The 21,372-nt window shown below is 66.7% G+C and carries 15 protein-coding genes; 5 read left to right on the forward strand and 10 right to left on the reverse strand.

Annotated elements, in window-relative coordinates:
- Positions 1-97 precede the first annotated feature (97 nt).
- From IPU70_RS00990 to purL, 6 genes are all read right to left on the reverse strand, one after another.
- Positions 98-1,396 carry an acyl-CoA thioesterase/BAAT N-terminal domain-containing protein gene (locus tag IPU70_RS00990; protein ID WP_207464250.1) on the reverse strand — a complete coding sequence of 433 codons (1,299 nt, stop codon included), beginning with the start codon at positions 1,394-1,396 and terminating at the stop codon, positions 98-100.
- Positions 1,397-1,405: 9 nt separating this feature from the next.
- On the reverse strand, positions 1,406-2,392 hold the full coding sequence (locus tag IPU70_RS00995) for a tripartite tricarboxylate transporter substrate binding protein (protein ID WP_054456251.1): 987 nt from the start codon (positions 2,390-2,392) through the stop codon (positions 1,406-1,408).
- Positions 2,393-2,629: 237 nt separating this feature from the next.
- The gene (locus IPU70_RS01000) at positions 2,630-3,187 is read right to left on the reverse strand and encodes a DUF1415 domain-containing protein (protein ID WP_207464251.1); all 558 of its coding nucleotides are present in this window, start codon (positions 3,185-3,187) and stop codon (positions 2,630-2,632) included.
- Between the two features lie 69 nt (positions 3,188-3,256).
- The gene (locus tag IPU70_RS01005; protein ID WP_207464252.1) at positions 3,257-4,729 is read right to left on the reverse strand and encodes a M20 family metallopeptidase; all 1,473 of its coding nucleotides are present in this window, start codon (positions 4,727-4,729) and stop codon (positions 3,257-3,259) included.
- Positions 4,730-4,982: 253 nt separating this feature from the next.
- A complete protein-coding gene (locus IPU70_RS01010; protein ID WP_207464253.1) occupies positions 4,983-6,608 on the reverse strand; it encodes a methyl-accepting chemotaxis protein in 1,626 nt (541 codons plus the stop codon).
- Positions 6,609-6,815: 207 nt separating this feature from the next.
- Positions 6,816-10,865 (reverse strand): phosphoribosylformylglycinamidine synthase, encoded by a 4,050-nt coding sequence (gene purL / locus IPU70_RS01015; protein ID WP_207464254.1) that lies wholly within the window; start codon positions 10,863-10,865, stop codon positions 6,816-6,818.
- Between the two features lie 355 nt (positions 10,866-11,220).
- Here purL and IPU70_RS01020 point away from each other — a divergent pair, with 355 nt between their 5' ends.
- The 3 genes from IPU70_RS01020 to IPU70_RS01030 all read left to right on the forward strand — a co-directional run bounded on the left by IPU70_RS01020 (position 11,221) and on the right by IPU70_RS01030 (position 14,169).
- Positions 11,221-11,760: a TRAP transporter small permease gene (locus IPU70_RS01020; RefSeq protein WP_013394480.1), complete on the forward strand. Its 540-nt coding sequence runs from the start codon at positions 11,221-11,223 to the stop codon at positions 11,758-11,760.
- On the forward strand, positions 11,757-13,055 hold the full coding sequence (locus IPU70_RS01025; RefSeq protein ID WP_013394481.1) for a TRAP transporter large permease: 1,299 nt from the start codon (positions 11,757-11,759) through the stop codon (positions 13,053-13,055). The genes IPU70_RS01020 and IPU70_RS01025 overlap by 4 nt, the downstream gene beginning before the upstream one ends.
- 85 nt (positions 13,056-13,140) lie before the next feature.
- On the forward strand, positions 13,141-14,169 hold the full coding sequence (locus IPU70_RS01030; RefSeq protein ID WP_207464255.1) for a DctP family TRAP transporter solute-binding subunit: 1,029 nt from the start codon (positions 13,141-13,143) through the stop codon (positions 14,167-14,169).
- Between the two features lie 162 nt (positions 14,170-14,331).
- Here the strand turns inward: IPU70_RS01030 and greB are convergent, their stop codons facing one another.
- The 3 genes from greB to IPU70_RS01045 form a co-directional block, all read right to left on the reverse strand.
- The gene (gene greB, locus IPU70_RS01035; RefSeq protein WP_207464256.1) at positions 14,332-14,883 is read right to left on the reverse strand and encodes a transcription elongation factor GreB; all 552 of its coding nucleotides are present in this window, start codon (positions 14,881-14,883) and stop codon (positions 14,332-14,334) included.
- Between the two features lie 71 nt (positions 14,884-14,954).
- Complete coding sequence (locus IPU70_RS01040) at positions 14,955-15,800, reverse strand: 3',5'-nucleoside bisphosphate phosphatase (protein ID WP_207464257.1); 846 nt, start codon at positions 15,798-15,800, stop codon at positions 14,955-14,957.
- A 66-nt stretch (positions 15,801-15,866) separates the two neighbouring features.
- Positions 15,867-16,802, reverse strand: a complete 936-nt coding sequence (locus tag IPU70_RS01045) for an alpha/beta fold hydrolase (protein ID WP_207464258.1) — start codon at positions 16,800-16,802, stop codon at positions 15,867-15,869.
- Positions 16,803-17,096: 294 nt separating this feature from the next.
- On the opposite strand from IPU70_RS01045, the gene cfa reads away from it, so the two are divergent.
- Entirely contained in the window at positions 17,097-18,278 is a 1,182-nt protein-coding gene (gene cfa / locus IPU70_RS01050; protein ID WP_207464259.1) for a cyclopropane fatty acyl phospholipid synthase, read from the forward strand.
- Positions 18,279-18,341: 63 nt separating this feature from the next.
- Here cfa and IPU70_RS01055 read toward each other — a convergent pair whose 3' ends face one another.
- The gene (locus tag IPU70_RS01055; protein WP_207464260.1) at positions 18,342-19,958 is read right to left on the reverse strand and encodes a GMC family oxidoreductase; all 1,617 of its coding nucleotides are present in this window, start codon (positions 19,956-19,958) and stop codon (positions 18,342-18,344) included.
- 223 nt (positions 19,959-20,181) lie between these two features.
- Here IPU70_RS01055 and IPU70_RS01060 point away from each other — a divergent pair, with 223 nt between their 5' ends.
- Positions 20,182-21,069, forward strand: coding sequence for a LysR family transcriptional regulator (locus IPU70_RS01060; protein WP_207464261.1), 888 nt, complete (start codon positions 20,182-20,184; stop codon positions 21,067-21,069).
- Positions 21,070-21,372: the final 303 nt, after the last annotated feature.

Genomic DNA, 21,372 nt, shown 5'->3' on the forward strand with positions numbered 1-21,372 from the left:
GCAGGCGTACACGCGCTCGCCTGCCCGCCTCGTTGTCGCGCCGCCGGAATGCCCGTCGGGCTGGAGCCGGCGGCTTGCGCGGCCGCTTGGCTGCCGCTTACCGGGCGACGCCTCCCACGCGTCCCAGAAACTCCAGCACCGCCAGATAGGACCCTTCGTTGCCTGCCGCATTGGCGCTGGGCGTTCCGCCCGCGTCCAGCAGCAGGCCGGACATCGCGTGCGGCTTGCTGATCAGGGTGGCGGGCAGGCAGGGATAGTGCACGTGATGGCCGGCGCCCATGCAGACATGGTGGAAAGTCGGCAGGCCATGTTCCTGGCGCCGGCGCATGACGATTTCCGAGTACGCGGTGCTGGGCCAGAAGCCGTCATCGGAAGCGCTGACCAGCAGCACCGGACCGGGATAGTTCTCGACCGGAATGCGGGCGCGCTCGAACGCGGCGCTGTCGCGCGTGGCGCTGAGGAAGGCGTGGGTCTGGCGGTATGGCGGCTGCGAGGCGTAGGCCGCGTCCCAGTTGGCGCTGGCGTTGTCCTGCCACAGATGCGGCAGCGGCTCGCCCGCCTTGGTCCAGACCTGCGCGTCGCGGCCAGTGCCAGGCGCGCCGGCGCTGACCACGCCGTGCATGACGGGCGACGGCACGTAGGCGACCACCGCGCTGACCAGCTCCGGATAATGCGAGGCCACCAGCAACGAAGTCTCGCCGCCGCGGCTGATGCCGGACAAGGCCACGAAGCCGTCGCGCGGCGCCAGTTCGGCGCGGGCCCAGCGCAACACGTGCTGGAAGTACTCCAGCGGCATGTCGTTCAGATACTTGGGACGGCCCTCGTAGTTGAAGATGGCCAGCGCCAGGCACTGATAGCCACGGGACGCGAACAGCGCGGCGCGCGGCGCGTTGACGCCGCCTGACGAGCCGTTCATGTAGATCACCAACGGGTGCGGGCCAGGGCCTGCGGGCGTGTAAAGCTCGCCCGACAACGTCATGCCGCCCACCTGCTCGCGCACCGCGCGGTGTGTCACGCCGTCGGCCAGGAACTCCTGCACCAGGGTGGCCGTAGCGGTGTGGCGTCCATCGCTGGCTTCGATGCGGATCACGAGCGGCTCGGTCCGGTCTGGCGGGAACACCACGCTGGCGATGTCCTCGCACGCCATGGACCAGACGATGCCCATCGCCGAGGGTTCGGCATAGCTGCCGGACACAGGGCAATCGCGGGCCAGGTCCAGGCTGCCGTCGTGGCCGGCCACGAATACGGCTTGCGAGCGCCACGGCGCGCCGCACATCGTCATGCTGGCGGTGACGGTGATGAAGGCGTAGGCCGGAAAGCCACTCACGCGGATCTCGCGCGCCACGTCGATCAGGGCGCGTTCGGGGGTAACGGTAATGCTGGGTTGTTCTGCCACGGTGGCTCCTTAGCTCTTCAGGTCGGTCTTGGGCACGCCGTTGGCCTTGATCACCTGGGCCCACATGGCGGATTCGTCGGCAATGACCTTGTCCAGATCGGCCGAGGACGTGAACTCCACGGTCACGCCCTGGTCGGCGAACTGCTGCACCAGGCTGGGATCGCGCGTGCCTTCACGCACCGCGTTCTCCAGCGCGGCGACCACCGGAGCAGGCATGGCGGCCGGCCCGGAAATCATCATGCGGGTATAGAGCTCGAAACCGTCCACGCCCGCTTCCTTCATGGTGGGCACATCCGGCAGGCTGGAGAGACGCTTGTCGGACGTGACTGCCAGCACCTGCAGCTTGCCCGACTTGATGTTGGGCAGCGCCGAGGTCGGGAAGTCGAAGGTGCTCTGCACCGTGCCGGCCATCAGGTCCAGCAGCGCGGGGCCGCTGCCCTTATAGGGCACGTCCTGGAACTGGGTGCCGGTCTTGGACTGGAAATGCAGCAGCGCCAGGTGATTGATCACGCCGCGTCCGGCGTGCGCGCAAGTGATGTCGCCGGGCTTTTTCTTGGCCAGCGCAATGAATTCCTGCACGTTCTTCACCCCCAGGTCGGGGTGCACGATCAGCAGCATCGGCGACTTGCCCATGGAACCCAGCTGCTTGAAGTCCGACTGCTGGTAAGGCAGGTTGTTGTAGAGCAAGGGGTTCAGGATCATGCCGTTGGTGCCGGCAAAGCCCAGGGTGTAGCCGTCCGGTTCGGCGCGCGCCACGGCCACCGTGGCGATGATGGCCTGGCCGCCGGGACGGTTTTCCACCACCACGCTCTGCTTCAAGGTCTTGCCCATGCGCTCGGCCAGTGCGCGCGCCGCGATGTCGGTCAGTCCGCCTGGGGCAAAGCCCACCAGCAGGCGCACGGGGCGGGTCGGAAAGGTGTTCTGCGCCCAGGCGGGGCGCGAGATCAGGGGCAGCGCGGCAAGCGCGCCCAGGGCATGGCGGCGGGTAAATCGCATACAGCTCTCCAGGCAAGGACAACGCCCCCGCGCCCGGGAGAGGCCGCGGGGCATAGCAATCGAAGGGAAAGAACGCGCGGACCGCTCACCTTACGATAAGCTGTCACGACTTTAGTATGTTGTATGCAATACCGCCAGCAGGCTATCTAGGGATATCCCGAAGCGTCCAGCAAGAAAGCAAGCCTTGTATTTCGCCAAACGGTATTTAGTATGCGATTTGACGAAACCCCTCGGCTGCTAAGCCTTGGTCATCAGCTTCTTCCACCCTTCCAGGCCCAGCCGCTTCATCGTGTCGATGTTCTTCTCGTAAATCTCCGCGGCGTCCGGGAAGGATTCCACCGCGCGGTCGATGCTGTCTTCGCGCAGCAGATGCAGGATCGGATACGGCGAACGGTTGGTGTAGTTCTCGATGTCGTCCGGCTGCGTGTCGGCGAACTGGAACTGCGGATGGAAGGTAGCCACCTGCAGTTCGCCCACCAGGCGCATGCGCTTGAGCAGGCGGTCCGACAGTTCCTCGAAGTCGTTGAAATCCAGAAAGTCATCCAGCGCGTCCGGGATGATCAGCAGCGTGGTGTCGATCTTTTCCGGGTCGGATTCGGCCAGCAGCGCCAGCTCGTCCTGCAGGTCTGTGAGGACGCCTTCGGCGTCGGTGGCGTCGCTGACGGCAAAGCGGATCTGGTCCTTGACCTGTACCGCCTTGGCGAAGGGACAGAGGTTCAGGCCGATGACGGCCTGGTTCAGCCAGTGCTTGGTCTCGGCGACCACGTTGGCGTAGGCGTCGGAAGTGGAAATCATGGGGGTCCATCCTGGAAAAAAGAAAAGCGCGGGCGTTGCGGCCCGCGCTAAGGACAGCGTCGCCGCCGCTTACGCGGTGGGCATGGCCGCCATGGTCTGGGCCACGGCCGCGGTCAGTTTCTTGCCGTACGGCACGTGCAGGAATTCATTGGGGCCGTGGGCGTTGGACTTGGGGCCCAGCACGCCGCAGACCATGAACTGGGCCTTGGGGAAGCCCTTCTGCAGGATGCTCATCAGCGGAATGGTGCCGCCCTGGCCGATGTAGCCGCAGGACGCGCCATAGTATTGCTGCGAGGCGGCGTCCAGCGCCTGGGTCAGCCAGGGCGCGGAGGCCGGCGCGTTCCAGCCGGTGGCAGCGCCTTCGTTGGCCTTGAACAGCACCTTGGCGTTGTAGGGCGCGTCGGCTTCCAGCAAAGCCTTGATCTCTTGCGAGGCGGCCACGGCGTCCACCAGCGGCGGCAAACGCAGCGACAGCTTGAAGGCCGTGCGCGGACGCAGCACGTTGCCGGCGCTGGACAGCGGCGGCAGGCCTTCGGCGCCAGTCACCGACAGGGTCGGACGCCAGGTGCGGTTCAGCAGCGCCTGTTCGGGTTCGGTCGTCATGGGCAGCACGAAGCCGCCGTCGGCGCCGCAGCTCCAGGGGAAACGGCGCCAGACTTCGTCGCCCAGGATGCGCGCGGTCGCGTGTACTTGTTCCACGCGATCGGCGGGAATCTCGCAATGCAGGCTCTGCGGCAACAGGCGGCCGGTACCGCTGTCTTCCAGGCGGTCCAGCAGATGGCGCAGGATGCGGAACGACGACGGCACCACGCCGCTGGAGTCGCCCGAGTGCACGCCTTCGTCCAGCACCTGCACTTCCAGCGTGCCCGACACCATGCCGCGCAGCGAGGTCGTCATCCAGAGCTGGTCGTAATTGCCGGCGCCCGAGTCCAGGCATACCACCAGGGCCACGTTGCCCAGGCGGTCGCGCAGCGCGTCCACATAGGGCAGCAGGTCGTAGCTGCCGGATTCCTCACAGGTTTCGACGATGCCCACGCAGCGCGGACGCGGAATGCCCTGCTTGTCCAGCGCCATGATGGCGGTGAGCGAGGCGTACACGGCATAGCCGTCGTCGGCGCCGCCGCGGCCATACAGCTTGCCGTCTTCGAGCTTGGGGGTCCAGGGGCCGAGGCCCGCGCGCCAACCGGAGAATTCGGGCTGCTTGTCCAGGTGGCCGTACAGCAGCACGGTGTCGCCGTTGTCGCTGCGGGTGGCGGGCGCGTCAAAGAAAATGACGGGCGTGCGGCCCGGCAGGCGCACCACTTCCAGCTTCAGGCCGGAGACCTTCTGCGCCTCGACCCACTGCGCGGCGTCGCGCACCACGCGCTCGATGAACGCGTTCTTTTCCCAGTCCGCGTCGAACGCCGGGCTCTTGGCCGGGATGGCGATGTAGTCAGTCAGCGCCGGGATGATCTCGTTGTCCCATTTGTCGTCCACGAAAGCCTGCAAGGCCTTCGGGTCCAGGGTGGGAGGAAGAGCGTCTTCGGGGATGCGTGCGTTCATGGCGCGGGATCCTGTGTGCGGAGGGGGATAGGCAATCCGCTATTTTATGCCTGCGCGGCGCGGCTGGCATCTTTTGTCCCTGATTGTTGTCGGTACGGGGAAATGGTGCCGCCATCCGGCCCTGGTTTCGCCGCCACGGTTTCTGCCGGCGCGTCGGTCCCGGCCCAAAAACGGCAAAGCCCCCAGACGCGATGCGCTGGGGGCTAAGACGGGACTCAACCGGCCAGGCTTGATGGCCCGTCCCGCAAGGACTTCAGGCGCCGAGCAAGGCCGGTTCGCCGCTGCGGCCCACGGCCAGCGCGTCGGCGTCGATCACGCGGCCGGTTTGCAGCTTGAACACCGCCACGGCTTCGCGCAGGCGCTGCGCCTGAGTCTCCAGCGAGGCTGCGGACGCCGCAGCCTCTTCGACCAGCGCGGCGTTCTGCTGCGTCACGCTGTCCATCTGCGACACGGCCTGGTTGACCTGCTGGATGCCCTGCGACTGCTCCTCAGAAGCACTGGAGATCTCGTTGATGATGTCCGTCACGCGGCGCACCGAGGTCACGATTTCCTGCATGGTGGCGCCGGCGGCTTCCACCTGGTCCGAACCGATGGACACCTTCTGCACCGAGTCGTCGATCAGGCCCTTGATCTCCTTGGCGGCGGCGGCGCTGCGCTGCGCCAGGGCGCGCACTTCGCTGGCGACCACCGCGAAGCCCTTGCCCTGCTCGCCCGCGCGCGCCGCTTCCACGGCCGCGTTCAGCGCCAGGATGTTGGTCTGGAAGGCGATGCCGTCGATCACGCCGACGATGTCGGCGATACGGTTGGAGCTGTCGGCGATGCCACGCATCGTGCCGACCACGTCGCCCACCGCCCGGCCGCCGCGCGAGGCCACCTCGGACGCCGCCACGGCCAGTTCCGAAGCGCTGCGCGAGCTTTCCGCGTTGTTCTTCACGGTGGAAGACAGCTCGTCCATGCTGGCGGCGGTTTCTTCCAGCGAAGCGGCCTGCTGCTCGGTGCGCGAAGACAGGTCGATGTTGCCGGCGGCAATTTCGCGCGCGCCGGTGTGGATCTCTTCCACGCCCAGGCGTACGGCGGATACCGTGCGGGCCAGGCTGTCCTGCATGCGCTTGACGGCGCCGTACAGCACGCCGATTTCGTTGTTGCCGCGTTGCTCGATGCGGTTGGTCAGGTCGCCGGCGGCGATGCGGTCGAACAGGCGTCCGGCTTCATGCAGCGGACGGAACACCGAGCGGCCGAACACCGCATACAGGCCCACCACCAGCGCGGCCACCACGACCAGCAGGCCGACCAGCACCGCGATCGCTGCGTTGATGCGGGAGGAAGCCTCGCGCGCCACGCGCTGGCCGACTTCGTCGGCGTAGTCCAGGTACTTCTGGATGGCCGCTGTGAAGGTGAGGCCCAGCGGCGTCACTTTCTCCAGATTCAGTCGACCGGATTCCTGAGCGTTGCCGGCGCGGATGGCCGCGATCATCGGCACGATCGCATCGCGGTGATAGACGTCGTAGGCCGCCAGGGCCGCGTCCAGCAGCGGCTTACCCTGGGCCGAGGTTTCCGGCGTCTTGCGCACCAGATCGATCAGCTCGCCCGCCTTCTTGGTATAGCCGTCCAGGCGCTGCATGCTGGCCAGGTTGTCCAGGCTCTTGCCTTCCATCAGGGCGGTCTGGGCGGACAGCAGCACCAAGCGGGCGCGCAGCAGTTCAGTGCCGGCGCCGTTCACGGCATTGGCGCGGACCAGGTTGGTGTCCAGCAGGACTTCGATGGAATTGCGGTTGGAGGTCAGCTGCTGATGCACGGCGATGCCGGTTAGCAGGAAAAGCGCGAAGAAAACGGCTAAAGCGGTCGTCAAGACCGCGCGAATACTGAGATTCTTGAACATTGGGGTCACTCCGGGTTGCGTATAGCGGCTACCTATGCTTTACGACAGGTTGCAATGAAAAGTTAAATATCTCATTGCGTTGCACGCCTCGAATCCAGAGCAGGCTTGACGGAACATGAAAAACGCCCCGCCATTCGGACCCAAGAGGTCCAAATGGCGGGGCGTGTCGCACGCGCCGGGAGACAAGTCCCGGCGGCGGCTACTGCCTTACTTCAGCCAGACGCGCGCGTTGCGGAAGATGCGCATCCAGGGGCTGAACGCGCCGCCCGCATCCGCCTTGCCCCACTTTTCAGGCGCCCACGACATCATGACGTTGCGCGTCACGCGTTCCGGGTGCGGCATCATGACCGTGAAGCGGCCGTCGGCGGTGGTGACGGACGTCAGGCCGGCGGGGCTGCCGTTCGGGTTGAACGGGTAGGCTTCGGTGACCTGGCCGCGGTTGTCGATGTAGCGCGCGCCAGCCAGCACGCGGCTGGCGTCGCCCTGCTGCGAGAAGTCGGCATAGCCTTCGCCGTGGGCCACGGCGACCGGGATGCGGGCGCCTTCCATGCCGGCGAAGAAGATCGACGGCGACTTGGCCACTTCGACCATGGACAGGCGGGCTTCGTACTTTTCCGACTGGTTGCGCGTGAAGCGCGGCCAGAATTCGGCGCCCGGGATCATGGGCGCCAGCGCGGCCATCATCTGGCAGCCGTTGCACACGCCCAGCGCGAAGGTGTCGGGACGAGCGAAGTAGGCAGCGAACTGGTCCGACAGCTTGCTGTTGAAGCGGATGGTGCGCGCCCAGCCTTCGCCGGCGCCCAGCACGTCGCCGTAGCTGAAGCCGCCCACGGCCACCAGGCCCTGCACTTGCGCCAGGTCCACGCGGCCGGACAGCAGATCAGTCATGTGCACGTCGATGGCTTCGAAGCCGGCGGTGTCGAAGGCCCAGCCCATTTCCACCTGGCTATTGCAGCCCTGCTCGCGCAGGATCGCCACGCGCGGACGCTTGCCGGTGTTGATGAACGGCGCGGCCACGTCTTCCTGGGGATCGAAGTCCACGTTGGGGCTCATGCCCGGATCCGTGGCGTCGTTCCAGACGTCGAGCTCGGCCTGGGCGCAGGCCGGGTTGTCGCGGCGCGACATGATGCGGTAGGACACCTCGCTCCAGGCGCGGCCGAGTTCGGCGCGCGGCTGGCCCCAGACCTTCTTGCCGTCGCGGTAGAACTCGACTTCGTCGGCGCCGTTCAGGCCGCCGATGACGTGCGAGTGGGCCGACAGGCCCGCGCCGCGCAGCACCTGCATGACGGCGTCGCGCTGGGCGGCAGGCACCTGGATGACGGCGCCGGCTTCTTCGGAGAACAGCGCCTTGAGCGTCAGTTCCTCGCGCTGAACCGCCACCTGTTCCGGGCGGATCTTGTAGTCGCCCCAATCCGCCGATTGCGGATCGAAGGTCAGCATGTCCAGGTTGACCGAGATGCCGGTGCGGCCGGCGAAGGCCATTTCGGTCAGGGTCGCGAACAGGCCGCCATCGGAACGGTCGTGGTAGGCCAGGATGGTGCCGGCTTCGGCCAGGGTGCGAATGGTGACGAAGAAGGCGCGCAGATCCTGCGGCGCATCGATGTCCGGCACGGTTTCGCCGACCTGGTTGTAGGTCTGCGCCAGGATCGAGCCGCCCATGCGATGGCGGCCGCGGCCCAGGTCGATCAGGATCAGCACGCTGTCGCCCGCGTCGGTGCGCAGCTGCGGGGTCAGGCTGGCGCGCACATCGGCCACGGGCGCGAAGGCCGTGACGACCAGCGACACCGGCGCCACCACCTGGCGCTGCTCGCCGTCCTGTTCCCAGGACGTCTTCATGGACAGGGAATCCTTGCCCACCGGGATCGACAGGCCGGTGGCCTGGCACAGTTCGCTGACGGCGGACACGGTGTCGTACAGCGCGGCGTCCTGGCCGGCCACGCCGCAGGCGGCCATCCAGTTGGCCGACAGCTTGATGTCTTCCAGGCGCGCCACGTCGGCGGCGGCCAGGTTGGTCAGGGCTTCGGCCACGGCCATGCGGCCGGAAGCCGGCGCGTCCAGCATGGCGATCGGGGTGCGCTCGCCCATGGACATGGCTTCGCCGCGGAAGCCTTCGTAGTCAGCCAGGGTCACGGCGCAGTCAGCCACCGGCACCTGCCACGGGCCGACCATCTGGTCGCGGCTGGACAGCCCGCCCACGGTGCGGTCGCCGATGGTGATGAGGAAGGACTTGTTGGCCACCGTGGGGTGGCGCAGCACGCGGTAGGCGGCTTCGGTCAGGTCGATGCCGGCCAGGTCCAGCGGCGCGGACACGCCGGGCAGGCGCGTGACGTCGCGGGTCATGCGCGGCGGCTTGCCCAGGATGACGTCGATCGGCACGTCGACGGGACGCACTTCGGCTTCGCCTTGCGGGCGGATCGTGTCCAGGCCCGGCAGGCCCTCGCCGTCCACCACGCGCAGTTGGCGCTCTTCGGTGGCCACGCCCACCACCGCGTAGGGGCAGCGTTCGCGGCGGGCGATGGCGTCAAAGCGTTCCAGGTCCTTGGGCAGGATCGACAGGACGTAGCGTTCCTGGGATTCGTTGCTCCAGACTTCGGCGGGCGACAGGCCGGACTCTTCCAGCGGCACGCGCTTCAGATCGAAGATGGCGCCGCGGCCAGCGTCGTTCACCAGTTCCGGGAAGGCGTTGGACAGGCCGCCCGCGCCCACGTCGTGGATCGCGATGATGGGGTTGTTCTCGGCCTGTTGCCAGCAGCGGTCGATGACCTCCTGGGCGCGGCGCTCGATTTCAGGGTTGCCACGCTGGACGGAATCGAAGTCCAGTTCGGCCGAGTTGCTGCCCATGCTGATGCTGGAGGCGGCGCCGCCGCCCATGCCGATGCGGAATCCCGGGCCGCCCAGCTGGATCAGCAGCGCGCCGGGAGGAATCACGTCCTTGTGCGTCAGGCCGGCATCGATGCTGCCCAGGCCGCCCGCGATCATGATGGGCTTGTGATAGCCCCAGCGCGTGCCGCCGGCGGTCTGCTCGAACGAACGGAAATAGCCCAGCAGGTTGGGACGGCCGAATTCGTTGTTGAACGCCGCGCCGCCGATGGGGCCGTCGATCATGATGGACAGCGGCGAGGCGATGCGCTCGGGCAGGCCGTGGTGATCGGCTTCCCAGGGCTGCAAGGCGTCGTCGAAGCGCAGGTGCGACACGGTAAAGCCGGTCAGGCCGGCCTTGGGCTTGGAGCCGCGGCCGGTCGCGCCTTCGTCGCGGATCTCGCCGCCGTTGCCGGTGGAGGCGCCGGGGAACGGCGCGATCGCGGTCGGGTGATTGTGCGTTTCCACCTTCATCAGCGTGTGCACGGTGGTGTCGCGGCGGATGTACTTGGCGCCTTCGGCGCCCTCGCCCGTCACGCCCGGCACACCGGCCTGGAAGCGCTGCGCGGGGCCGCCTTCCATAATGGCGGCGTTATCCGAATAGGCCACCACGGTGCCCTGGGGCTGCGCCTTGTGGGTCGCGCGGATCATGCCGAACAGCGTATTGGGCTGTTCCTGGCCGTCGATCACCCATTGGGCGTTGAAGATCTTGTGGCGGCAGTGTTCGCTGTTGGCCTGCGCGAACATCATCAATTCCACGTCGGTGGGATCGCGGCCCAGGTCGGTGAAGGACTTGGCCAGGTATTCGATTTCGTCGTCCGACAGCGCCAGACCCAGCGAGGTGTTGGCTTCGGCCAAGGCTTCGGCGCCGCGCGCTTGCACGCCGACGGTGCGCATGGGCTTGCCGGCCAGCGGCTGGAACAGCGCCTGGCCGTCGAAGCTGGCGTCCACCACGGTTTCGGTCATGCGGTCGTGCAGGCAGTCGGCCGCGCGCGCCAGCATGGCGTCGTCGAAGGATTTGGTACCCAGCAGGCCGCGCTCGGGGGTGATCACGTAGCGCACGCCGCGTTCGATGCGGTGCACCGAGGCCAGGCCACAGTTGTGGGCGATGTCGGTGGCCTTGCTGGCCCAGGGCGAAATGGTGCCCAGGCGCGGGATCACCAGCAGCGACAGGCTCTTGGCCGGCACGTCGCCGGTGGCGGGCGTGCCGTAGTCCAGCAGTTGGGTCAAGTGTTGCTGCTGCTCGGCCGTCAAGGCCGCGTCGGTGCTGACGAAGTGCTCGTAGCGGGCGGATATGTCGGCCACCGGCAGGCCGGCTTCCTTCAATTGCGCCAAAAGACGATCACGACGGAAGGAGGACAGGACGGAGGAACCAGGCAGATGCTGAACTAGGGACACGATGCGGGCGCCGTATAAAGAGAGGAGAGCAAAAAGAGATTTTACCTGTTTAGGGGGTTTTCCCGGAGCCGTTGTTCGATCCATGCCGGACAACTCCGTTTCTGCCATTGTTACAAAAGAATTCCAAGCGCCGCGCGGCAGGATGCTGCGTAGCAACATTCGCGGCAAAAGCCCGCTGCCGCGAAACTTTCTCGATATCGGCGGCCTTCGAGGCACAAAATTTATGCTGCGTCGCAACATGTTGCAGCTATCCCGCACCACGGGAAAACACGAACTTCCGGCCCCACGGCGCGACGGTAGGATGCAGCGACCCCATAAATGAATAGCGCCTACCCGGCGCTGGCCGTTGCCTCACATGTCCCGCCCCGAAGCCCCCGCCGAGCCTGTCGAACCGATCATTCCCGCCGAATCAGATCCCGCAGTCAAAGTGCCGCTGGCCATCGAGGACTGGCTGGCCGTGATCCTGCTGGCGACCCTGGCCATCATCACCTTCCTGAACGTGCTGGTGCGCTACTTCACCGACCAGTCCTTCGCCTGGACGGAAGAAATCTCCGTGTTCCTGCTGATTGTGCTGACCATGGCCGGCGGCAGCGTCGCCTTCGTGCGCAACCACCATATCCGCATCGAGATCCTGGCGGACTCCGGTTCGCCCCGCCGCCAGCGCATCATGGCGCTGATCTCCAACGGCTGCGTGCTGGCTTTCTTCCTGCTGCTGACCGTGCTGTCGGTCAAGCTGGTGGCCGACGAATACATCTACGAAGAGACTTCGCCCGCCATCGGCGTGCCGACCTGGTGGTATTCGATCTGGCTGCCGGTGATGGCGGCGGCGATTTCGCTGCGCACCATCGGCACCCTGCGCCGCATCGCCAAAAGCCCCAGCCGGGAACAGCAATGATCGCGGCCATCCTCTTTACCGTCTTCATCGTCCTGATGCTGATCGGCGTGCCGGTCGGCGTGGCGCTGGGCCTGGGCGGGACCGTGGCCATCGTGCTGTCCAACCTGGACACGCCCTGGTATGGCCTGTTGACCGTGCCGCAAAACTTCTACGCCGGCCTGGCCAAGTACCCGCTGCTGGCCATTCCCATGTTCGTGCTGGTGGGCTCGATCTTCGACCGCTCCGGCGTGGCCAAGCGGCTGGTGGACTTCGCCATCGCCATCGTCGGGCGCGGCCCGGGCATGCTGCCGCTGGTGTCGATCGCGGTAGCCATGTTCCTCGGCGGCATTTCCGGCTCGGGTCCGGCCTGCGCGGCGGCAGTGGGCGCGGTGATGATCACGGCCATGTCGCGTGCGGGTTATCCGGGCTCGTTCTCGGCTGCCGTGGTGGCGGCAGGCGCCGCCACCGACATCCTGATCCCGCCCTCGGTGGCCTTCATCATCTACTCGGTGCTGGTGCCCGGCGCCTCGGTGCCCGCGCTGTTCGCCGCCGGCATGATCCCGGGCATCCTGGCCGGCATCGCCCTCATCGTTCCGGCGGTCTGGCTGTCGCGCAAGCACAAGATGGGCGCGCTGGAAGCCCACCTGCCGCGCCCGCCCTTCTGGGCCAGCCTGCGCGAAGCCTCCTGGGGCCTGGCCGCGCCGGTGCTGATCCTGGGCGGCATGCGCATGGGCTGGTTCACGCCCACCGAAGCCGCCGTGGTCGCGGTGTTCTACGGCCTGTTCGTGGGCATGTTCATCCACCGCACCATCAAACTGCGCGACCTGTACACCATCCTGCGCGAAGCCGCCGAACTGTCCGCCGTCATCATGCTGGTGGTGACGCTGGCCGGCATCTTCGCCTGGGCCCTGTCCACGCTGAGCGTGATCGACCCCATCACCCATGCCATCGTCAATTCCGGCCTGGGCGAATGGGGCGTGCTGGCGCTGCTGATCCTGCTGCTGATGACCGTGGGCATGTTCCTGGACGGCATCTCCATCTTCCTGATCTTCGTGCCGCTGCTCATGCCCATCGCCAACGCCTATGGCTGGGATCCGGTGTGGTTCGGCGTGATCCTGACCTTGAAGGTGGCGTTGGGCCAGTTCACCCCGCCGCTGGCCGTCAACCTGATGGTGTCCTGCCGCATCGCGCGCGTGCCGATGGAGTCCACGGTGCGCTGGGTGGTGTGGCTGCTGGGCGCGATGTTCCTGGTGCTGGTCGCGGTGCTGGTGTTCCCGCAGCTGGCGCTGTGGCTGCCGCACAAGCTGGGTTATTGAAAGGGCCGGTCGGGGCGACCCCAAGGCCGGCGGTACCGGTGTTCATTACAACAACAGACAGACTCGCAAAGAGAGGAGACGCAACATGAAATTCCGCAACCTGATCGGAGCCGCCCTGTGCGCGGCCGCGGTGGTGGGTATGGCGCCCGCGCATGCGCAAAACTACAAGCCCGAGTACAAGCTCTCCATCGTTGTCGGCACGACCTTCCCCTGGGGCCAGGGCGCCGAAATCTGGTCCAACCTGGTACGCGAGCGCACCCAGGGCCGCATCAATATCAAGGTCTATCCCGGCACCTCGCTGGTCCAGGGCGACCAGACGCGCGAATTCACCGCCATCCGCCAGGGCGTGATCGACATGGCCGTGGGCTCGACCATCAACTGGTCGCCGCAGGTCAAGCAACTGAACCTGTTCTCCCTGCCCTTCCTCATGCCCGACTACGCCGCCATCGACTCGCTGGTGCAAGGCGATGTGGGCAAGGAGATGTTCAAGCTCATCGAGAAAGCCGGCGTGGTGCCGCTGGCCTGGGGCGAAAACGGCTATCGCCAGCTCAGCAACTCCAAGCACGAGATCAAGAAGCCCGAGGACATGAAGGGCCTGAAGCTGCGCGTGGTGGGTTCGCCGCTGTACATCGACACGTTCACCGCGCTGGGCGCCAACCCCACGCAGATGAGCTGGGCCGACGCCCAGCCGGCGCTGGCCAGCGGCGCGGTCGACGGCCAGGAAAACCCCCTGTCGATCTACACCGGCTCCAAGCTCTACACCGTGGGCCAGAAGTACCTGACGCTGTGGAATTATGTGGCCGATCCGCTGATCTTCGTGGTCAACCGCGAGGTCTGGAATTCCTGGTCCGAGAAAGACCGCGACATCGTGCGCCAGGCCGCGCTGGACGCCGGCAAGCAGCAAATCGTGATTGCGCGCAAGGGCGTGACGCCGGAAGATCCGTCGCTGTTGAAGGAAATCGCCGGCCACGGCGTGACCGTGACCTCGCTGTCGCAGGCGGACCACGAGGCCTTCGTCAAGGTCACCAAGCCCGTCTATGAAAAGTGGAAGAAGCAGATCGGCGAAGACCTGGTCAACCTGGCCGAGAAGTCGATCGCCAACCGCAAGAAGTAAGCCGCAAAGAACAAGCAGCAAGCCCCAGGGGAACGGCGGCGCAAGCCGCCAACCGAGGCAGGGACGTCAGATCCCGCCCACCAACGGGCGCCGGCCACAAGCTGGCGCCCGTTTTCTTTTACGCGTCAAGATTCCGTTGCTGGCGCCGGCCAGATCGGGCAGCTAGGCCGGATAGCTGACGTCCAGGATGTCCAGTTCCTCGATCCCGCCCGGCGTGCGCAGCACCACGGTATCGCCCTCTTTGGCCTTGATCAGCGCGCGCGCCACCGGCGAGATCCAGCTGATCTTGCCGGCCAGCGGCTCGGCCTCATCCACGCCGACGATGGTGACGTTGTGTTCCTCGCCGGCCTTGTCCGAATACAGCACCGTGGCGCCGAAAAAGACCTGATCGCGGTTGGGCTGGGCGGCCGGGTCGACCACTTCGGCGATGTCCAGCCGCTTGGTCAGGAAGCGCATGCGGCGGTCGATCTCGCGCAGGCGCTTCTTGCCGTACAGGTAGTCGCCGTTCTCGGAGCGGTCGCCGTTGGACGCGGCCCACGACACCACCTGCACCACCGACGGGCGCTCCACGTTCATCAGGTGCGTGAGTTCGCCGCGCAGGCGCTCGTAGCCGCCAGGCGTCATGTAGTTCTTGGTGCCGGCAGGCAGGGCCTGGGCTTGCGGCAGATCGTCGTCGTCCTCGTTGTCCGACTCTTTGACAAAGGCTTTATTCATGGCGGTTGCGCCGTTTGGGCGCGGTCACAGTCGATAGCGTGCAGGGCAAGGCGGCCTGGCCGCCACCCGCGTCAGAACCAGTCGTGCCAGACCGGCTTAAGGTCGGGCGGCAGCGCCGGCAAGCGGCCCAGGTCCACCCGGCTTTCCTTGGGACTATGGAAGTCCGAGCCGCGCGACGCCAGAAAGCCGTAGCGGCGCGCCACGTCCGCATAATAGCGGGCCTCTTCCGAGGTATGGCTGCCCGTGTTGACCTCGATGCCCTGGCCGCCCAGCTGCAGGAATTCGTCGAACAGCGCGGCGAATTGCAGCGGCGTGTACTTGTAGCGGCCGGGATGCGCGATGACCGCGGTACCGCCCGCGCCGCGGATCCAGCCCACCGCCTCCGCCAGCGTGGCCCATTGCATGGGCACGTGGCCGGGCCGGTCGTCGCCCAGGTGCTTGGTGAACACGGTCTGCACATCGGGGCAATAACCCGCTTCGACCAGATAACGGGCAAAGTGCGTGCGGCTGATGAGTTCGGGATTGCCGGCGAAAGGCAGCGCGCCTTCGTAGGCGCCGGGCATGCCCATGTCGGCCAGGCGTTCGCCGATGCGCTTGGCGCGTTCGGCGCGGCCGGAGCGGGTCTTGCGCAGGCCTTCGACCAGGGCAGTGTTCTCGGGGTCGAAGCGCAGGCCCACGATATGCACCGTGACGCCTGCCCAGGTCACCGAGATCTCGACCCCGGTGGCGAAGTCCATGTCCAGGTCGCGCGCGGCGCGGGCCGCTTCGGCCAGGCCGCCGACTTCGTCGTGGTCGGTCAAGGCCCACACGTCCACGCCGTTGGCATGCGCGCGCTGCGCCACGTCGCGCGGCGCGAGCGCGCCGTCCGAGACGGTGGAATGGCAATGCAGATCGATGTTCAGGGTGCGCGCGTTCATCCCGCTATTGTAGAGAAGGCCCGGCAGCGTGGATAGCGCCGTGCCGTCCCCGGTTTGCTGGCGTACTCAGGACAGCAGGAACGCCGCGACCGGATCCACCTGCTCGTCCGACATCAAGGTGGGCGCGTGGCCCACGCCGCGCACCTCGAGGGCCTGCGCGCGTGGATTTCGCTTGAGCATTTCTTCGACAGTGGCGCGCGTCAGCAGATCGGATTCCGCGCCGCGCACGATCAGCACGGGGCACGGCAGGGAATCATACGACCGCCACAGGATCTGTTCACCGGCCGCCAGTTCCTCGGGGGTCTGCGCGGCCAGGGCCTGGGACAGGGCCAGATCGTAGTGCTTGACCCATTTGTCGCCCTGCTGGGGATACAGGTAGCGCGCCAGTTCCGCCCACTGCGCATCGGTATGCGGGCCGAAGGTCGTGGAGTTGGCGCGCATGGTGGCCACGGCCTCTTCGAAGCTCGCGAATTCGCCGGGCTCGCCCACGTACTGGCCGATGCGCGCCAGGGCGCCGGTTTCCAGGCGCGGCCCCACGTCGTTGAGCACCAGCTTGTCCAGATGGAAGCCCTGCTCGGGCGGCAACATGCCCGCGTGCGGACGCATGGGCAGCATGGCGCGAGCGAACACGGCAGCGCCGGACAGCGCCATGCCGATCAGCCCGCCCATGGACGTACCCACCCAGGCCAGGCGCTCCGGCTTCAGCCGCGCCAGCAGGGTCACCATGTCCGAGACGTATTGCGGCACGGTGTAGAACGCGGGATTGGCCAGCCAATCGGAACGGCCGCGCCCCACCACGTCCGGGCAGACCACCCGGTAGCGCCCGGCCAGCCGCCGCGCCAGCGTATCGAAGTCGCGCCCGCTGCGGGTCAGGCCGTGCACGCAGACCAGCACCTGGTCGTTGGCCTGGTCGCCCCATTCCCAGTAGGCCATGCGGTGCAGGCCCGCCGGGCTGGCGCAAGTGACGAAATCCAAACGGGGTTCCAGGCTGGCGTCCACCATCGATACACTCCACAAGTCGGTGCGCGCCGCGGCTGGAGGCGCGCCAGGCCGGTATCTTATAGGACGGCGAGCGGCGGCGCCGCAACACCCAGGCCGCCTGGTTCTGGACTATCAGCCCGGTCGTCGCTACGATCCTTGCATTCGGATCGCCATCCCGCCCCCTGCCACCGCGGAATTGCCATTGCCTATCGAGGCGATCCAATCATTAAATTGGAGTTGCGGACCTGTTAGGATCAGAGTCGGAAGTTTCAAGCATTGCCAGATCAGTCATCCCAAAATTGATATGGAGTCCGTATGCAGCAAAGCAGTCCTTCCTCGCCGCTGGCCACCGGCCATCAATCCGTCAGTCCCCCTCCCCCCGAACCTCCCAAAGTGCTCCAGGACGTCCTGGCCCGCGCTGACGTGCACATCAACGGCACGCGCCCCTGGGACATCCAGGTTCATGACAAGCATATGTATGACCGCGTCTTCGCCAGCTGGTCGCTGGGGCTGGGCGAGTCCTATATGGACGGCGAGTGGGACTGCGACCAGCTCGACGAACTGTTCACCCGCCTGCTGCGCGCGGACATGGGATCGGCGGCGTTGGGCATGGCCCGCGTCAAGCTGATCGCCGAGCACCTGCGCCACAAGCTGTTCAACCTGCAATCCAAGAACCGCGCCTTCGAGGTCGGAGAACAGCATTACGACGCCGGCAACGACGTGTTCGAGGCCATGCTGGACAGCCGCATGATCTATTCCTGCGCCTACTGGGAAAACGCCCAGACGCTGGAAGAAGCGCAACTGGCCAAGCTGGAGATGATCTGCCGCAAATTGCAGCTGCGCGAAGGCGAGACGCTGCTGGACATCGGCTGCGGCTGGGGCGGCCTGGCGCGCTTTGCCGCCGAGCGCTATGGCGTCAAGGTCACCGGCGTCACCGTGTCCAAGGAGCAGTTGGCCTTGGCGCAGGAAAGGGTCAAGGGCCTGCCCGTGCAACTGCTGCTGCAGGACTACCGCGACCTGCAGGGCAGCTTCGACAAGGTGGTCTCGGTAGGCATGTTCGAGCACGTCGGCCCCAAGAACTACGACACCTACTTCAGCAACGTGCAGCGCCTGATGGCCCCGGGCGGCGTGTTCCTGCTGCACACCATCGGCATCGCCTCCACCAGCCAGAGTACCGACCCCTGGATCGACCGCTACGTCTTCCCCAACGGCAAGCTGCCGTCCGCCCGCGAGATCGCCACGGCGGTGGAGGGCCGCTTCATCATCGAAGACTGGCACAACTTCGGCGCCGACTACGACCGCACGCTGATGGCCTGGTGGGACAGGTTCGATCATGCCTGGCCCGAACTGGAGCCGCGCTACGGCAAGCGCTTCTACCGCATGTGGAAGTACTACCTGATGTGCTGCGCCGGCTTCTTCCGATCGCGCGAAGGCCAGCTCTGGCAAGTGATGCTGACGCATCCGCAACGGCAGGACATGTATCGCTCGCTACGCTGAGCGCGGTGACGCCATGACAAGAAGGCCGCCTCTCGGGCGGCCTTCTTGCTGGGAAGCTTCGGTTCAGCGGCCGGCGGCGACGCCCCCGGCGTCCTCGCGAATCATGTCGGCCGCCCGCTCCGCAATCATGATGGTGGGCGAGTTGGTATTGCCGGAGGTGATCAGCGGCATCACCGAAGCATCGGCGATGCGCAAGCCCTCCAGTCCGTGGACGCGCAGCCGCGCGTCCACCACCGCCCCGCCGTCCGCATCGCGCCCCATGGCGCAAGTGCCCACTGGATGAAAGATGGTGGTGCCGATCTTGCCGGCCGCTTCCCGCAGTTCGGCGTCGGTCTGGAACGCCGGCCCCGGCAGCCATTCCTGCGGCTGGTAGCGCTGCAAGGCCGGTGCCGCCGCGATCCGCCGCACCAGGCGGATCGAGTCCGCCGCCACGCGCAGGTCTTCCTCGGTACTCAGATAGTTGGGGCTAATGGCGGGCTTCCCCTGCGGCCCCTGTGCGTGCACGCTGCCGCGCGAGGTAGGCCGCAAGTTGCACACGCTGGCCGTGAAAGCGTCAAAGCCATGCAGGGGTTCGCCAAAAGCGCCCAGCGACAGCGGCTGCACATGGAATTCCACGTTGGCGCGCGCCTGCCCCGGATCCGACTTGGCGAACGCGCCCAGCTGCGACGGCGCCATGCTCATGGGGCCGCTGCGCTTGAGCAGATATTCCAATCCAATGCCCGCCTTGCCCAACCAGGTGGAGGCGATGCGGTTCAGCGTCTTCACGCCCTGCACCTGGATGATGACGCGCAGCTGCAGGTGATCCTGCAGGTTCTCGCCCACCCCCGGCAGGGCGTGGCGCAGTGCGATACCGCTTTCGCGCAGGCGCGCAGGTTCCCCCACGCCGGAGGTTTCCAGCAACACCGGCGTATTCACGGCCCCCGCCGCCAGCACCACCTCGCGGCGCGCGCGCAAGGTGACGCTCTGGCCGCCCTGGCGCAACTGCACGCCCACGCAGCGTTTGCCTTCGAACACCAGCTGCTCGGCCTGCGCGCCTGTCATCACCCGCAGGTTTGCGCGCCTGCGCACCGGGCGCAGGAACGCCTTGGAGGTATTCCAGCGCCAGCCGCCGCGCTGGTTCACTTCGAAGTAGCCACAGCCGAAGTTGTCGCCCCGGTTGAAGTCCTGCACCCGCGGGATGCCCTCCTGCTCGGCCGCGCCGGCAAAGGCTTCCAGGATGTCCCAACGCAAGCGCTGCGATTCCACGCGCCATTCGCCGCCGGCGCCGTGGAACTCGTCCGCGCCGCGGTGATAGTCCTCGCTGCGCTTGAACACGGGCAGCACTTGATCCCAACTCCAGGCCGGATCGCCGGACAGCTCGGCCCAATCCTCGTAGTCCTGGCGCTGGCCGCGCATGTAGATCATGCCGTTGATCGATGAGCTGCCGCCCAGCACGCGGCCGCGCGGGTAGATCAGCGAACGGCCGCCCAGGCCCGGTTCCGCCGCGGTGCGGTACATCCAGTCCGTCCGGGGGTTGCCGATGCAATGCAGATAACCCACCGGGATATGGATCCAGTGGTAGTTGTCGCTGCCGCCGGCCTCCAGCAGCAGCACCTGCACAGCGGGGTCGCGGCTCAGGCGGTTGGCCAGCACGCAGCCAGCCGAACCCGCGCCGACAATGATGTAGTCGTATGTCTCCATAAGCTCTTCTTATCTATTTGCCGGACGAAACGCCCGCCGGCGACATTGAGCCGACCCGGCTGCGACCGTTTCCGTTGCGCCGGGCATCAGCGTGACTCTCGCGCAGCCGGGCAAAACTGTCCAATGAATTGTTGAAAAACGATTTATAAGCAACTTAAATAATGCTCAAGCCTTTTGACGGCTTTCAGTCCTGCCGCTCGCCACTCACTCCGGGAACCGCCCCATGGACCTGAAGCACATCCGCACCTTTGCCGCCGTGGCCCGCGAGGGCAACCTGACGCGCGCGGCCGAGCATCTGCACCTGACCCAGCCCGCGCTCAGCTTGCAACTGAAGAACTTCCAGGAATCGCTGGACCTGAGCTTGTTCTCGCGCACGGCGCAGGGCCTGGCGCCCAACGCCGACGGCCGCGCCCTGCTGCCCTCGGCGCAACGCATCCTGGACGCGCTCGACGACTTCCAGCGCGCCATCGGCGCCTTGCGCGACACCGTCCAGGGCGATCTGCGCATCGGCACGATTCTTGATCCGGAGTTCCTGCGCCTGGGCGCCACGCTGCAATACCTGGTGGAGCGCTATCCCAAGATCCGCCCCACCCTGCGCCATGGCATGTCCGGATCGGTGGCGAAACAGGTGCGCGCGGGCGAACTGGACGTGGGCTTTGCGCTCGGCCCCCAAGGGCGGGACCCGGGGCCCGCCGGACTGGAGGCGCTGCCGCTCGCATCATTCACCTATTTCGTCGTGGCTCCCAAGGGCTGGGGCGCGCAGGTGGCCGGCCGCGATTGGGCCGCGATCGCCGCCCTGCCCTGGATCTGGACGCCGCCGGACTCGGTCCATCACCGGCTGCTGTCGGAAAAATTCGACGCGCTGGGCATTGCGCCCAATGCCGTGGCCGAGGTGGACCAGGAAGCTTCGATGCTGGACCTGGTGCGCTCCGGTGTGGGCCTGTCGCTGGCGCGAGACTCCATCGCGCTGCGCGAGTCCCAGGCCAGCGGACTGGTGCTGGTCAAGGGCTTGGCCATCCAGGCCGAACTCTCCTTCATCACCCAGGCCTCCCGCCGCGACGATCCGCTGGTCGCCGCCGCCTTTGCCGCTGTCCAGACGGCGTTTGCGTAGCGGCGTTTCCCTGTCCGCCCGGCTGCGCCAAACGGGTGCAGATCCGCACAGGGATATGCACCGCCTTGACGCATCGGCACCTTGGGGCGTCCGCAGGCAGATCGCGCCGCCCGCCCCGCTCCCACTCTGTTTCCCCTATGAATCCGCGGACGGCTCCCGCTCGCGGATGCACTACGGCATCCCTGGCACGGACTTTGCTTGATGGTTCATGCGCGGGCCGCAAGGCCGGCGAGACAACTTGAGCAGCAACGGCAATGGCGCCCCGACCGCAAGGTCCAGGGCGCCTTTGCGTTTTCTGAAAAC

The organism is Achromobacter sp. SD115, assembly GCF_017355315.1.
Lineage (GTDB): Bacteria > Pseudomonadota > Gammaproteobacteria > Burkholderiales > Burkholderiaceae_B > Achromobacter > Achromobacter xylosoxidans_B.

Excerpts from the sequence above, each read along its gene's own strand:
- IPU70_RS00995 (WP_054456251.1), bottom strand. The coding sequence starts at position 2,392 with ATGCGATTTACCCGCCGCCATGCCCTGGGCGCGCTTGCCGCGCTGCCC.
- IPU70_RS01000 (WP_207464251.1), bottom strand. The coding sequence starts at position 3,187 with ATGATTTCCACTTCCGACGCCTACGCCAACGTGGTCGCCGAGACCAAG.
- IPU70_RS01005 (WP_207464252.1), bottom strand. The coding sequence starts at position 4,729 with ATGAACGCACGCATCCCCGAAGACGCTCTTCCTCCCACCCTGGACCCG.
- IPU70_RS01010 (WP_207464253.1), bottom strand. The coding sequence starts at position 6,608 with ATGTTCAAGAATCTCAGTATTCGCGCGGTCTTGACGACCGCTTTAGCC.
- IPU70_RS01020 (WP_013394480.1), top strand. The coding sequence starts at position 11,221 with ATGTCCCGCCCCGAAGCCCCCGCCGAGCCTGTCGAACCGATCATTCCC.
- IPU70_RS01025 (WP_013394481.1), top strand. The coding sequence starts at position 11,757 with ATGATCGCGGCCATCCTCTTTACCGTCTTCATCGTCCTGATGCTGATC.
- IPU70_RS01030 (WP_207464255.1), top strand. The coding sequence starts at position 13,141 with ATGAAATTCCGCAACCTGATCGGAGCCGCCCTGTGCGCGGCCGCGGTG.
- greB (WP_207464256.1), bottom strand. The coding sequence starts at position 14,883 with ATGAATAAAGCCTTTGTCAAAGAGTCGGACAACGAGGACGACGACGAT.
- IPU70_RS01040 (WP_207464257.1), bottom strand. The coding sequence starts at position 15,800 with ATGAACGCGCGCACCCTGAACATCGATCTGCATTGCCATTCCACCGTC.
- IPU70_RS01045 (WP_207464258.1), bottom strand. The coding sequence starts at position 16,802 with ATGGTGGACGCCAGCCTGGAACCCCGTTTGGATTTCGTCACTTGCGCC.
- cfa (WP_207464259.1), top strand. The coding sequence starts at position 17,097 with ATGCAGCAAAGCAGTCCTTCCTCGCCGCTGGCCACCGGCCATCAATCC.
- IPU70_RS01055 (WP_207464260.1), bottom strand. The coding sequence starts at position 19,958 with ATGGAGACATACGACTACATCATTGTCGGCGCGGGTTCGGCTGGCTGC.
- IPU70_RS01060 (WP_207464261.1), top strand. The coding sequence starts at position 20,182 with ATGGACCTGAAGCACATCCGCACCTTTGCCGCCGTGGCCCGCGAGGGC.